The organism is Pseudomonas sp. BP6 (assembly GCF_017875935.1).
In the GTDB taxonomy this organism is placed as follows: domain Bacteria; phylum Pseudomonadota; class Gammaproteobacteria; order Pseudomonadales; family Pseudomonadaceae; genus Aquipseudomonas; species Aquipseudomonas putida_Y.
Genome location: NZ_JAGINI010000001.1, coordinates 2,540,389 through 2,554,434, shown reverse-complemented (window position 1 = coordinate 2,554,434; position 14,046 = coordinate 2,540,389). Strand labels below are relative to the sequence as shown.

Here is a 14,046-nt window from a genome sequence, read left to right as displayed (position 1 = left end):
ACCGTGAACCCGTACAGTTTTTATCGCTGGCTGTTACTTGACCGCAGGGCCCGGAATGCGCCGAAATAGAGGGTTGTTGTCAGAGGAAAACGAGAATGGACCTTTCAAGCCTGCTGCTTTTCATCCCCGCCTGCTTCGCCTTGAACATGGCGCCAGGGCCAAACAACCTGTTGTCACTGCACAACGCCAGCCGTTACGGCCTGCGCACCGCCTGCGTGGCCGGCGGCGGCCGTATCCTTGCCTTCTGCGGCATGATCGCCCTGGCAGCTATGGGCCTGGCAGTGGTGTTGCATACCAGCGAATACCTGTTCCTGGCCATCAAGGTGGTGGGCGCGGCCTACCTGTTCTACATCGCCTGGCAACTGTGGCGCGCACCCGTGAGCGAGACCGTGGTGGCAAGCGATCACCCTGGCGGCACTTGGCGCCTGGCGCGCCAGGAGTTCTGGGTGGCGGCTGGCAACCCCAAGGCCATCCTGATTTTTACCGCCTTCCTGCCGCAGTTCGTCTCGGTCGGTAGCAGCACCCCGGTGAGTGAGCAGTTCCTTTGGCTGGGTGTGTTGTTCCTGCTGCTGGAATGGGCGGCCATTGCCATCTATTCAGGCTTGGGCGCCTATATGCAGCGCTGGTTCAGCCAGCCCGGCCCACGCCGGATGTTCAACCGGGTCAGCGCGTCCTTGCTGGGCTGCGCGGGTCTCGGTCTGCTGGCTGCGCGCCGCTAGAACTGCCAGCGCACGCCCAGGTTCACGCCGCTGGCTTCCTGCTGGCGGCTGTCCAGGTTGGCGGTGTACTGCACGCCGCCATGCAGGCTCAGCGCTTCGTTGACCTGTGCTACCACACCGCTTTCCAGTTGCACTGAGGTATAGCGGTAATCGGTCTTGATCTTGTCAGCGTCATCGAAGGTCAAGGTGTCGCGCCCACCGTCGCCGTGCCACAGGTTGACCTGCGCATAGGGTTGCAACAGGCGCCCGCTGCTTCCTGTGAACGCACCCTCCAGGCGCAGGCCCAGGCGGCCGGTCAGCTCGACCTGGGCGTCATGGCTGATGCGCGAGACGCTGTCGCTGGCGCTGTCCAGCGCGACCTTTTGCGCAATCAGTTGAGCTTGCGGTTCCACGCGCCAGCGCTCGGACAGGGTGATGGGGTAGCCCGATTCCAGTGAAGCTGTCCAGGCGTGGCCGTCGAGGTTCAGCGTGTCGCCACGATCGGAGCGGGCGCGGCCATCCAGGTGGGTGTACTGCAACACCGCGTCCAGGTACGTGCCCTGTGGCCCGACCAGCGTCCAGTAGGTGCCCACGCTATCGCCATCGAGCTTCAGGTCGCCCACGCCGCGGTCGTGAACGGCCAGGGCAAACCCTTTGACGTCGGCGTCCAGGCGGCTGTGGCTTACGTAGATACCAACATGCTGGCGGTAACCATTCTCGCCAACCTTGGCATACAGATCCTGGCCCACCTTGAAACCGTACAAGTCGCCATCCAGGCTCGGGCTGACCGTGCCGCTCCATTGCTGGCGCAGCGCGCCACCGTAGGCTTGCCCCCAGCTGGCGGGCAGGGCGCCTTCACCCTGGAGTAACAGATGGTCGCCCTGGCGCTGGTGAAAGGTGCCCAATGCCTGACGGGCGATGATCGCGGCACCCCGTGGCGCTGCGGCATAAACCGGGACCTCGGGGCGGTACAGTGGCAGGCTTTCGCCCTGCACTGGGGCAGGCAGCTCGGCCTGGCCGGGCGCGGGCGCAGCGACGGGCGGGGTGACGGCCGGGGCGATCACCGGCGCCTCGCCCGGTGCCGGCACAGGGGCTGGAGCGGGCGGCGCAACCAGCGTCGAGCGCAGGTACCAACTGTTTTCACTGCCAGCAGTGACACCCCCTTTGAACAGCCGATAGTCGTAGGCACCGGCCGATAGCCTCTGGGGCTGTACAAAGGCGGTGGCCGTGCTGGTGGCGCCGTCAAGGGCTTCGACCACCTGGATGCCGTTCTGCGCAGTCGCTGCACCTGCGCCGTTGAGGTTGTTGATGAGCACCTGTGTAGAGCCAGCGATCGCGCCGCGGCTGATCACCAGGCGATCGGAAGCAGCGCCATCGCCGGCCAGCACGCTGTTCAGGCGCAGGGCGCCGTTGTTGCCGGTGTAATCGCCCTCGATGCTCAAGCGGCCCATGGCATCATTGCCGGCGGTGAGGTCAAGTGTGCCTGCGTTGCTGATTGCGGCGCGCTGGCCTGGGGCAAACGCAGTGATCACCCCTTGGCGTGAAGTGATGCTGCTGCTGGCGTCGAGGGTGAGGCTGCCCGTGCTGCTGTCACTGTCGCCCAGTACCAGCGTGTCATCCAGTGCCAGCCGGCTGCCGTTGTTCAGCGCCACGCGCTCCCAGTTCACATAGTGGGCACCGCCTGCCGGCTGGCTGGCATCGAACGTCAGGCTGTCGTTACCTCCGCCGCCGTCCAACGTGATACTCAGTACCTCGGGCGTGAGGCCTTTGAGCAGTGCCGTGTCATTACCTGGCCCCGCATCCACGCGCCCGCCAATACGGCCACCGTCCCAGGTGAAGCGGTCGTTGCCAGTGCTCAGCAACACATCGCCGCCAACCTGGCCGCCATGCACCAGCACCTGGTCATCGCCACCGCTGACGCTGATATTGCCGCCGACGTTGCCATCGAAGACTTCGATATAGTCCTTGTCGAAGGCCGCGATGACGTTCCGGTCGACGCTGCCGCCACGCATGATGAAGGTGTTCTCGTCCAGCCGCATGTTGACGTTGCCGATACGCCCGTCGTCCATTTCGGCATAGTCGCCGCTGTCGAACGTGCCCTTGATCCAGCCACCGGTCATGTGAAAGGTGTCCAGGCCATCACCCTGGTTGAGGTTGCCTTCGATGACGCCGCCGCTCATGGCGAAGTCATCGATGCCGGCGCCCTGGTGGATGTTGCCGCCGACGCTGCCAGAGGCCATGTCGATGCTGTCTGTGCCGGCGCCGAAGGTTACGTCGCCGGTGATGGCGCCGCTACCGGATGCCGGGAATACCAGGCGGTTATCACCGTTGGTGTCCACCAGCGAGGGCGCAGTGCCGCTGTCACAGGTGTAGGTGTCGTTACCCGGGCCGGGTGAGAAGGTGCAAGCCGCGTGTGCGGCGGGCGTGGCCATGCCCAGCAGCGATAGCGAACCCAGGGTCAGCATCAGGCGTAGACGCATCAGGAAAACCTCCATTCTCCAGGGAGTCCTGCGCACCACGCGTGGTGTGCAGGGTTACCGGGGTTGTATAGAGGAGTGCGTCACGACCACAACTGGCAAAAATGTCAGGTGGCAAAAGGCTAGCGCATTAGTCGCGGTAGAACGTTTGCACCAGGTGGTAGCCGAATTTGCTCTTGATCGGCCCGTGTACCACACGCAAAGGCTTCTTGAAGATCACCTGGTCGATGGCGCCGACCATCTGCCCCGGGCGAATTTCGCCCAGGTCACCACCGCGCTTGCCCGATGGGCAGAGAGAGAACTTTTTCGCGAGCACGTCGAAAGCCTCGCCGTTGGCGATGCGCTGCCTGAGCTTTTCGGCTTCGTCAGCGGTCTTGACCAGTATGTGGCGGGCTTGGGCTTTCATGGGCTACCTGTGCATCGGGAAAAAAGGCGGCATTATGCCTGATTGAATCCCGTTGAAGCGATCGCGCCCAAATGGCCGCGATGAATGTCAGCTCTTCAGCTCAGCGCGATCGCGAAACTGCTCCAGCGCCTCCGGGTTGGCCAGGGCATCGGTGTTCTTCACCGGCCGCCCATGCACCACATCGCGAATCGCCAGTTCCACCAGCTTGCCACTGATGGTGCGCGGTATGTCGCTGACCTGGGCGATCACCGCCGGCACATGGCGGGGCGTGGTGTACTGGCGTATCACCTGGCGGATGTGCTGGCGCAAGGCTTCATCCAGCTGCAGGCCTTCTTGCAGGCGCACGAACAGCACCACCCGCACATCCCCGTTCCAGTCCTGGCCGATGGCCACGCTTTCCACAACCTGTTCGACCTTTTCCACCTGGCGGTAGATCTCCGCCGTGCCAATGCGCACACCGCCCGGGTTGAGCACGGCGTCGGAGCGACCGTGGATCACCATGCCCCCGCTGGCACGCTGCTCGGCGTAGTCGCCCTGGGCCCACACCCCCGGAAACTGGCTGAAGTAGGCATCGTGGTAACGGCGGCCGTCCGGGTCGTTCCAGAAACCGAGTGGCATCGAGGGGAAGTTGCGCGTGCACACCAGCTCGCCTTTTTCGTCCACCACGGGCTGACCCTGCTCGTTCCACACCTCCACCGCCATACCCAGGCCCTTGCACTGGATTTCGCCGCGACGCACAGGCAGGGTCGGGTTGCCCAGCACGAAGCAGGAGACGATATCCGTACCGCCCGACATGGACACGAGCCACAGGTCGGCCTTGATCTTGTCGTACACATAGTCATAGCTGTGCGGCGACAGCGGCGAACCGGTGGACAGCAGCAGCCGCAGGCTGGTCAGGCAGTGGCTGGTGGCAGGTTCAAGGCCTGCCTGCTCCAGTGCCGCCAGGTACTTGGCGCTGGTACCGAAGGCGTGGATACCCTCGGCCTCTATCAGGTCCAGAAGGCGCTCGGGGCCCGGGTGGAACGGCGAGCCGTCGTACAGCACCAGCGTGGCACCCACCGCCAGGCCACTGGCCAGCCAGTTCCACATCATCCAGCCGCAGGTGGTGTAGTAGAACAGCACGTCATCGGCCTTCAGGTCGTTGTGCAGGCCGTGTTCCTTGAGGTGTTGCAACAGCACACCTCCGGCGCGATGGACAATGCACTTGGGCACCCCGGTGGTGCCACTGGAATAGAGGATGTACAGCGGGTGGTCGAACGGCAGCGGGGTGAAACGGGGCTCGCCGCCGGGCTGGAAGAAGTCATCCCACAGGCTGACGTTGGCTGCCTGGAATTCGTCGGCACGCGTGCCTTTGCGGGTATGGGGCACCACGATCAGTTGCTCCAGGCCAGGCAACTGCGCGCACACCTGGTTGACCTTGGTCACCTGGTCGATGGCCTTGCCCGCATACTGGTAACCGGCGCAGACGATCAGCAGCTTGGGTTCGATCTGGCCGAAGCGGTCGATGATGCCGTGCACGCCGAACTCGGGCGAGGAGGTAGACCAGACCGCGCCAAGGCTGGTGCAGGCGAGCATGGCCACCAGTGTTTGCCAGGTATTGGGCATGATGGCCGCTACCCGGTCGCCCGGGACGATACCTGCGGTCTTGAATGCCGTTTGCAGCCCGGCCACCTGTGCGGCCAGTTCAGCATGGCTGAACACTTCGCGTTGGCCGTCTTCGCGTACGGCGACCACGGCCGGGCGGTCGTCGCGGCGGCGCAGCAGGTGTTCGGCAAAGTTCAGGGTGGCATTGGCGAACCACTGTGCATCGGGCATCTGCGGCCCTTCGCTGAGCACCTGGCTGGGCGGGGTATGCCAATGCACGTGGAAATACTCGGCAAGGGTTTGCCAGAAGGCGCCGCGCTGTTCGATGCTCCAGCCGTGCAGGGCCTGGTAGTCGTCGAGTTGCAGGTTGTAGCGCAGGTTGACCCGGCGGCGGAAGGCATCCATCCGGCTGGCCTCGATCTGCGTTGTGGACGGGCGCCAGAGCACATCGTTCATGCCGAATCTCCTTTACCGGAACAAAGCAGGCTCAGTGCAGGATCAGCCTTGTGTTGCGAAGAAGCTGATCCTGCAGAGAAAGCGGTTCTGCTTACTCTACTTTAGCCTTTTGCACATCCTGCGATGCCGACCACACGCGGTAGCGCACTTCGACATCCTTGGGCGCATACACCACCACCGGCAGCTTACTGTTGTAGCGCAGCAGGAAGCCGTCGCCGACCACCGGCACGAAGGCTTCGGTCTTATTGCCGTCCGGGCAGGCCATCAGTGTGCTGGCCGGGCCGCTGACGTTGTCCAGGCGATAGTAACTGTAGCCCCAGCCTTCCAGGGTGCGTTCTTCAAGGGTGCCGCCCAGGCGCTGGCGATTGCAGTCGACCTGCAGGGTCTTGCCAGCGAGGATTTCCAGTTTATAGGCCGACTCATCGGCCTGGGCCGGCAGGTGGATGACCTGCCGGGTGAAGCCTTTTTCCGCCTCGGGGTAGGGCGCGATGTCCTTCAGGCTGGCGGCCATCGCAGGTGCGACAGTGGCCAGGCTCAAGGCCAGAATCGCGGTCATTGGGGTAGGGCGCATAAGGCCTCCTTGCTGATAAACGAATGCGCGGCCGTCGCCAGGCCCAGGCCGCCCGTCACTGGGCCAACCAGCCACCATCGACGTTCCAGGCGGCGCCGCGAACCTGGCTACCGGCCTCGCTGCACAGAAAGAGTACCAGCTCACCGAGGTGTTCGGGGGTGACGAAAGCCAGCGACGGTTGCTTTTCTGCCAGCAGATCGTGCTGCGCTTGCAGCCGATCGCCACCCTTGGCTGCACGATCGTCGATCTGCTTTTGCACCAGAGGCGTCAGCACCCAGCCCGGGCAGATGGCATTGCAGGTGACATGACTGGTGGCGGTTTCCAGGCCGACCACCTTGGTCAGGCCGATCACACCATGCTTGGCTGCCACGTAGGCTGCCTTGCCAATCGAGCCGACCAGGCCATGCACCGAAGCGATATTGATGATGCGCCCCCAGTTGCGCGTGCGCATGCCCGGCAGCGCCAGGCGCGTGCCATGGAATACGGCCGACAGGTTCAGGGCGATGATCTTGTCCCAGCTTTCTGGCGGGAACTGTTCGACGGGTGCCACATGTTGGATACCGGCGTTGTTGACCAGGATGTCGACGCCGCCGAACTCTCGTTCGGCCAGGTTGAACAAGGCCTCGATCTGGATCACATCCGACAGGTCGGCCGGGTGATGCACAACCTTCACCCCGTGCCGGGCAATTTCCGCCATGGCGGGGCCCGGGTCGCCAAAGCCGTTGAGCACGATGTTGGCGCCAGCCCGGGCCAATACCTGGGCGATGCCCAGGCCAATGCCGCTGGTGGAACCGGTGACGAGTGCAGTTTTGCCTTCAAGGGTCATGCCATGCTCCTTAGACGATGCCAGTGGCGTAGAACGTGGCGATGACCACGAACACCGCCAGGGTCTTGATCAGGGTGATACCAAAAATGTCCTTGTAAGCCTCGCGGTGGGTGAGGCCGGTCACCGCCAGCAAGGTGATCACCGCGCCGTTGTGTGGCAGTGTGTCCATGCCGCCGCTGGCCATGGCGGCTACCCGGTGTAGCACTTCCAGCGGGATGTCGGCTGCGTGGGCGGCGGCGATGAACGTGTCGCCCATGGCCGCCAGGGCGATGCTCATGCCGCCCGAAGCGGAGCCGGTGATGCCGGCCAGCAAGGTCACGGTGATGGCTTCGTTCACCAATGGGTTGGGGATGCCGCGCAAGGCATCGGCCAGCACCAGAAAACCCGGTAGCGAGGCGATTACCGCGCCAAAGCCGTATTCCGAGGCGGTGTTCATGGCTGCCAGCAAGGCACCGCCCACCGCGCTTTTGGTGCCCTCGGCCAAGCGTGTACGAATGGCGCCAAAGGCGCACACCAGGACCATCAGGATGCCCACCAGCAACGCGGCCTGCACAGCCCAGATGGCCGTCAGCTTGGCCACGTCGCTTTGTACCGGTGCACTCATGCCTGGCAGTTGCAGGCTGTGACTGGGGCCGTACCAATGCGGTATCCAGTGGGTGAACACCAGGTTCATGACCCCCACCAGTATCAGCGGCGACAGCGCCAGCCAAGGGTTGGGCAGGCTCAGGTCGGCAGCGGTTTCCGGTTCGTTGCGCAAGTCGGTGCCATAACCTTCACCGGCGCGCAGGGCCTTGTTGCGCTGGCGCTGCAGGTAGGCCATGCCGGTAAAGAACACGAACAGCGTGCCGATCAGGCCCAGCCACGGTGCGGCCCAGGCGGTGGTGTTGAAGAAGGTGCTGGGGATGATGTTCTGGATCTGTGGGGTGCCGGGCAGGGCGTCCATGGTGAACGAGAATGCGCCCAGGGCGATGGTGGCCGGGATCAGGCGTTTGGGGATGTTGCTCTGACGGAACATTTCGGCGGCGAACGGGTACACCGCGAACACCACCACGAACAGCGAAACACCGCCGTAAGTGAGCAGGGCACAGACCAGTACGATGACCAGCATCGCCTGGCGGGTGCCGAGCAGGCGGATGGCCGCGGCGACGATCGAGCGGGAGAAACCGGACAGCTCGATCAGCTTGCCGAACACCGCGCCCAGCAGGAATACCGGGAAGTACAGTTTGATGAAACCGACCATTTTCTCCATGAACACCCCGGTGAAAGCAGGGGCGACGGCAGAAGGGTCGGTGAGCAGGACAGCGCCGAGGGCGGCGATGGGGGCGAAGAGGATTACGCTGTAACCGCGGTAGGCGGCCAGCATCAGCAAGGCCAGAGCAGCGAGTGCGATGAGCACGGTCATCGGGGTGGGTCTCCTGGGTGAGTCTTGTTTTTATCGTTGAGCAGGAGATAGCGGGAATCGTGCCAACTATGTAACTGGCTGATTTTTAAGGGGTAAAGGGTTTTGTTAGAAGTCTATGTCTACATTTAGAGACGCCAGGGGCTGCTTTACAGCCCATCGCTGGCTTGCCTCCGGTAAAGGGCGGAGCTCTGGCGGTAATCTCAAATAAGAAACAAGAGTCTCCAATCAGAGACCAAGTGCCGCCATCTTCTTGTACAGCGTCGACCGCCCCAGCCCTAAGGCTGCCGCTGCCTCTGGCACTTTTCCTCCCTGTTCGGCCAGCGCCCCGGCAATCAGGCCGCGTTCAAAGGCCTCGCACGCCTCGCGGTAGGTCTGCCGTATGGGCGCCTCAGCCAGCGGGCTCAATGGCCCCAGTGCCGCACGCAGGTCCGCAACCCCCAGCCGGGGCTGATCCGCCAGCAAGGTCGCGCGCTCCAGCACATTGCGCAGCTCGCGAATGTTCCCCGGCCAGGCATGCCTGGCCAGCAGTTGCTGCGCTTCAGCTTCCAGCTCGTACTGGCTGCCCAGCTCAGCCAATATGGCCTCGCACAGCGCCGGCAGGTCCTCCAGCCGTTGCCGCAACGGCGGGACATCAATCGGCAGCACATTCAGCCGGTAATACAGGTCGGCGCGGAAGGCCCCGCGGGCCATGGCAGCCTGCAGGTCGATGGAGGTGGCGGCGATGATGCGCACATCGCTGCGCAGCATCTGGTTGGACCCGACCGGCTCGTATTCCTTTTCCTGCAGCACCCGCAGCAGCTTGCTCTGCAGGGCCAGCGGCATGTCGCCGATCTCGTCGAGGAACAGCGTGCCGCCTTCGGCCAGTTGCAGCTTGCCGCTGCGGCCTTTGCGGTCGGCGCCGGTAAAAGCACCCGGCGCAGTGCCGAAGAATTCGGCTTCCAGCAGCGTCTCCGGGATGGCTGCGCTGTTGATGCTGACAAAGGCCTTGTGCGCCCGTGCTGAGGCTGCGTGAATGGCGTGGGCCAGCAGTTCCTTGCCGGTGCCGGTTTCGCCCAGCAGCAACACGGGTGAATCGCTGCCGGCGCCACGCCGGGCGCGTCGCTTGGCTTCCAGGCTGGCCGCGCTGCTGCCTACGAACTGGGCGAAGCTGTACTTGGCCTGGCGGGCGCGCAGTTGCGAGCGGGTCGAGGCCAGTTCCTGCTGCATGCTGGAATAGCGTTTGAGCAGCGGCGACAGGCTGCGCAGTTCGTCGAACAGGGCAAAGCCGATGGCGCCGATCAGCGTGCCCTGGTCGTCGTGGATGGGTAGGCGCATGACCACCAACGGCTCGTTCTGCGTGTCGAGCATGTCCAGCAGGATGGGCCGCCCATCGCTCACCACGTCGCGCATCAGGCTGCCGGGGATCACCGCTTCACACGGCTGGCCTATGGCGCTGGCGGCGTCGGCCAGGCCAAAGCGTCGGGCATAGCGTTCGTTCATCCAGACGATGCGTGCCTGGCGGTCGACGATTACCGTGCCCTCACTGGACTGTTCGATGATCTCGAACAGCGAGCGGATCGCCAGTTGCCGTACCTGGGGGTAGTCCTTGAGGCTGTCGCTGTCGTGCATGGGTGAACATCCTGAATCATGTATTGGCACAAGCCCGCGAAAAGACCGGGCCTGAAAACTTATCGTCGGGGGTCAAACGCCTCACGCAAGGCATCCCCGATAAACACCAGCAGTGACAAGATCACCGCCAGCGCAAAGAACGCGGTAAAGCCCAACCACGGTGCCTCCAGGTGCTGCTTGCCCTGGGTCACCAGCTCGCCCAGCGAGGCGCTGCCCGCTGGCATGCCAAAGCCCAGAAAGTCCAGCGCGGTCAGTGTGGTAATCGCCCCGGTCAGCATGAACGGCACATAGGTCAGCGTGGCATTCATGGCATTGGGCAAGATATGCCGCAGCATGACCTGACTGTCCGGTAACCCCAGCGCCCGCGCGGCCTTTACATACTCCAGGTTGCGCCCGCGCAGGAACTCGGCGCGCACCACGTCGACCAGGGTCAGCCAGGAGAACAGCGCCATGATCCCCAGCAGCCACCAGAAATCCGGTTCGACAAAACCGCTGAGGATGATCAGCAGATACAACACGGGCAACCCCGACCATACCTCCAGCAAACGCTGGCCGAGCAGGTCGACCCAGCCCCCGTGGTAGCCTTGCAGGGCGCCTGCCGCCACGCCGATGAGCACACTGACCACGGTCAGGGCGAAGGCGAACAGCAGCGATACCCGCGTGCCATAAAGCACCCGCGCCAGCACGTCACGGCCCTGGTCGTCGGTGCCCAGCCAGTTGCTGGCGCTGGGCGGGCTGGGGGTGGGCACCTGCAAGTCGTAATTTGGTGTATCGGCACTGAACGGGATAGGTGCGAACAGCATCCAGCCACCCTGTTCAGCGATCAGTTGGCGCACATAGGCGCTGCGGTAGTCGGGCTGAAACGGCAGTTGCCCGCCGAACTGCTGCTCGGTGTAGCGTTTGAGCGCCGGAACGTACAGTTCGCCCTTGTAGCCGAGCAGCAGTGGCTTGTCGTTGGCCACCAGTTCAGCGCCAAGGCTCAGCAGCAGAAGGCCGGCAAACAACCACAGCGACACCCAGCCCAGGCGGTGGCGACGAAAGCGTTGCAGGCGACGGCGTGCTAGGGGCGACAGCATCAATGCGCCCTCGTATCGAAGTCGATGCGCGGGTCGAGCAACGTGTAAGACAGGTCACCGATCAGACGAATCAGCAGGCCCGCCAGGGTGAAGATGAACAGCGTGCCGAACACCACCGGGTAATCCCGCGACACGGCGGCCTCATAGCTCATGCGGCCAAGGCCATCGAGCGAGAAGATCACCTCGATCAGCAACGAACCGGCGAAAAATACCGTGATAAGCGCCTGTGGCAACCCGGCCACCACCAGCAGCATGGCGTTGCGCAAGACATGGCCATACAGCACGCGGCGTTCGCTGAGGCCCTTGGCCCGGGCAGTGACCACGTATTGGCGGGAAACCTCGTCGAGGAAGGCATTCTTGGTCAGCAGCGTGAGGGTGGCGAACCCTCCGATCACCAGGGCGGCGACCGGCAGCACCAGGTGCCAGAAGTAGTCGGCGACCTTGCCCAGCAGGCTGAGCTCGTCGAAATTGTCCGAGACCAGGCCGCGCACCGGGAACCAGTTGAGCGAAGTGCCGCCGGCAAACAGGACGATCAGCAGCAGTGCGAACAGGAACGAAGGCAGGGCGTAACCGATCACGATGAACGCGCTGCTCCAGGCATCGAAGCGGCTGCCGTGGCGCATCGCCTTGCGGATGCCCAGCGGGATCGACACCAGGTAGGTGATCAGCGTGGCCCAGAAGCCCAGTGACAGGGTGACCGGCAACTTGTCGAGAATCAGGTCGGTGACTTTCGCGCCACGGAAAAAGCTGTTGCCAAAGTCCAGCCGGGCATATTGGCCGAGCATCAACCACAAGCGTTCGGGGGCGGATTTGTCAAAGCCGTACTGGCGCTTGATCTCTTCGATCAGTTTCGGGTCCAGGCCGCGTGTGGCGCGGGATTCGCCATGAACCACTTCTGCGCGCGCGCCAGGTGCGCCGCCACCGATGCCCTGCAGGCGCGCCACGGCTTGTTCCACCGGGCCACCCGGCGCGGCCTGGACGATGGCGAAATTGACCAGCAGGATTGCCAGCAGCGTCGGAATGATCAGCAACAGGCGGCGCAGGATATAAGCGGTCATGGCGAGGAATTCCGGCGTTCGGCCATTTGCGCGTTGGTCAGCGGGGTAGGGCTGACCTCCCACCAGGTGTCCAGCCCTTCGTCGTAAGTGGCCTGGACCTTGGGCCGACCGAAGTGGTTCCACCAGACGGTAGAGCTGCCCGGCGGGTAATAGTTGGGGATCCAGTAGTAATTCCATTGCAGCACGCGGTCCAGGGCATGGGCGTGGCGCAGCATGTCGGCCTGGGTGTCGGCGCCGACCAGGCCGTCGATCAGATGGTCTACGGCCGGGTCCTGCAGGACCATCAGGTTGTTCGAGCCAGGGTCGTGAGCGGCCGCCGAGCCAAAGTAGTTGTACAACTCGGTACCGGGCGACAGGGTGACCGGGTAGCCGGTGACGATCATGTCGTAATCGCGCGCCATCAGCCGATTGACGTACTGGGCCGAGTCGACGTTGCGGATGTTCAGGCTCACGCCGATCTGGGCCAGGTTGCGCTTCCACGGCAGCAGCAGGCGTTCAAGGCCCGCCTGGCCATTGAGGAATGTGAACGCCAGCGGCGTGCCCTGGCTATTCACCAGGCGGTCGCCTTCGGGGTGCCAGCCGGCTTGTTCGAGCAGGGCCAGGGCCTGCAACTGCTGTTGACGGATGATCCCCGAGCCGTCGGTGACCGGGGCGGTGAACACCGTGGTGAAAACGTCATCTGGCACTTGGCCGCGCAAAGGGGCGAGCAGCTTCAACTCCCCCGCATCCGGCAGCTGGCGAGCGGCCAGAGGGGTATTGGAGAACACGCTTTGCTGGCGGATGTACAGGTTGCGCATCATCTGCCGGTTGCTCCACTCGTAGTCCCACAACATACCCAGCGCTTGGCGCACACGGCGGTCCTTGAACTGCTGCCGGTCGAGGTTGAACACGAAACCCTGGGCCACCTGCGGTTTGGCCGGGGCCAGGTGGGCGCGTTGCAGGCGGCCGTCGTCCAGTTGCGCACCGTTGTAGCCCAAGGTGTAGGCCGTGGCGGAGAACTCGCGGTTATAGTCGTAGCCTCCGCCTTTGAGTACCTGGCGCGCCACTTCGGTGTCGCCGAAGTACTCGATGCGCAGCTTGTCGAAATTGTAGCGGCCACGGCTGGCCGGCAGGTCACGTGCCCACCATGCAGGGTCGCGTTCAAAGGTGATGCTGCGGCCGTTATCGATGCGCCCGATGCGGTATGGCCCGCTGCCGACCGGCTTGTCGAAGCCGGCACCGTTGGCAAAATCGCGCTGCTGCCAATCGTGCTTGGGCATTACCGGCAGGCTTGCGAGGTCCAGCGCCAGGGTGCGGCCGTGCTCGGGCTTCAAGTCGAATCGTACGCTGTGCAGGCTTTCGACGGTCACGCCGGCCACGTCGGCAAACTGGGTACGGTATTTGAGGCTGCCCTTGCTCATCAGCAGTTCGAAGGTGAAACGAACGTCTTCGGCGCGCACCGGCTTGCCATCGGCGAAGGTGGCGCGCGGGTCGATGTCGAAACGCAGCCAGGCATCCTTGGGGCCGCGCTCCATGCGCCGGGCGATCAGGCCGTAAACGGTATAGGGTTCATCGTACGAGCGTACCGCCAGTGGCGCGTACAGCAGACCATCGACTTCGCTGACACCGATGCCTTTGTCGATGTAGGGGAGGATGTGGTCGAACTGGCCGATCTCGATGGCCGAGCGGCGCAAGATGCCGCCCTTGGGGGCGTCGGGGTTTACATAGTCGAAATGCCGGAAGCTGGCGGCGTAGCGGGGGGCTTCACCGTAGACGGTGAGGGCGTGGGTGGTAGCCGCCTGGACCGTAAAGCCCATGCACGAAAATACAAGCCCCCACAATACTTGTGGGAGCGGGTTCACCCGCGAATGCGTCGGAGCAGGCAACGAGGTTGTCTGGTCTGGC

The 14,046-nt window shown here is 63.8% G+C and carries 11 protein-coding genes; 1 reads left to right on the top strand and 10 read right to left on the bottom strand.

The features are described from left to right. The first annotated feature begins 95 nt into the window (after positions 1-95). Complete coding sequence (locus J3A98_RS11635) at positions 96-719, top strand: LysE family translocator (RefSeq protein ID WP_101196066.1); 624 nt, start codon at positions 96-98, stop codon at positions 717-719. Here J3A98_RS11635 and J3A98_RS11630 read toward each other — a convergent pair. The 10 genes from J3A98_RS11630 to J3A98_RS11585 all read right to left on the bottom strand — a co-directional run bounded on the left by J3A98_RS11630 (position 716) and on the right by J3A98_RS11585 (position 13,958). Then, positions 716-3,193, bottom strand: coding sequence for an autotransporter outer membrane beta-barrel domain-containing protein (locus J3A98_RS11630; protein WP_209966269.1), 2,478 nt, complete (start codon positions 3,191-3,193; stop codon positions 716-718). The genes J3A98_RS11635 and J3A98_RS11630 overlap by 4 nt on opposite strands. 112 nt (positions 3,194-3,305) lie before the next feature. Continuing rightward, a complete protein-coding gene (locus tag J3A98_RS11625; RefSeq protein WP_014860332.1) occupies positions 3,306-3,581 on the bottom strand; it encodes a peptidylprolyl isomerase in 276 nt (91 codons plus the stop codon). A gap of 87 nt (positions 3,582-3,668) precedes the next feature. Next, complete coding sequence (locus J3A98_RS11620) at positions 3,669-5,621, bottom strand: acetoacetate--CoA ligase (RefSeq protein WP_209966267.1); 1,953 nt, start codon at positions 5,619-5,621, stop codon at positions 3,669-3,671. A 91-nt stretch (positions 5,622-5,712) separates the two neighbouring features. Further along, complete coding sequence (gene eco, locus J3A98_RS11615) at positions 5,713-6,192, bottom strand: serine protease inhibitor ecotin (RefSeq protein WP_209966265.1); 480 nt, start codon at positions 6,190-6,192, stop codon at positions 5,713-5,715. Positions 6,193-6,247: 55 nt separating this feature from the next. Then, entirely contained in the window at positions 6,248-7,018 is a 771-nt protein-coding gene (gene hbdH, locus J3A98_RS11610) for a 3-hydroxybutyrate dehydrogenase (protein ID WP_209966263.1), read from the bottom strand. Positions 7,019-7,028: 10 nt separating this feature from the next. After that, a complete protein-coding gene (locus tag J3A98_RS11605) occupies positions 7,029-8,420 on the bottom strand; it encodes a GntP family permease (protein WP_176684556.1) in 1,392 nt (463 codons plus the stop codon). A gap of 225 nt (positions 8,421-8,645) precedes the next feature. Next, complete coding sequence (locus J3A98_RS11600) at positions 8,646-10,028, bottom strand: sigma 54-interacting transcriptional regulator (protein ID WP_209966261.1); 1,383 nt, start codon at positions 10,026-10,028, stop codon at positions 8,646-8,648. A gap of 59 nt (positions 10,029-10,087) precedes the next feature. Continuing rightward, positions 10,088-11,104 (bottom strand): ABC transporter permease, encoded by a 1,017-nt coding sequence (locus tag J3A98_RS11595; protein ID WP_209966259.1) that lies wholly within the window; start codon positions 11,102-11,104, stop codon positions 10,088-10,090. Continuing rightward, positions 11,104-12,162: a microcin C ABC transporter permease YejB gene (locus J3A98_RS11590; RefSeq protein WP_209966257.1), complete on the bottom strand. Its 1,059-nt coding sequence runs from the start codon at positions 12,160-12,162 to the stop codon at positions 11,104-11,106. Before J3A98_RS11590 ends, J3A98_RS11595 begins: the two co-directional genes overlap by 1 nt. After that, positions 12,159-13,958, bottom strand: a complete 1,800-nt coding sequence (locus J3A98_RS11585) for an extracellular solute-binding protein (protein ID WP_245355132.1) — start codon at positions 13,956-13,958, stop codon at positions 12,159-12,161. The genes J3A98_RS11590 and J3A98_RS11585 overlap by 4 nt, the downstream gene beginning before the upstream one ends. Between the last annotated feature and the right edge of the window lie 88 nt (positions 13,959-14,046).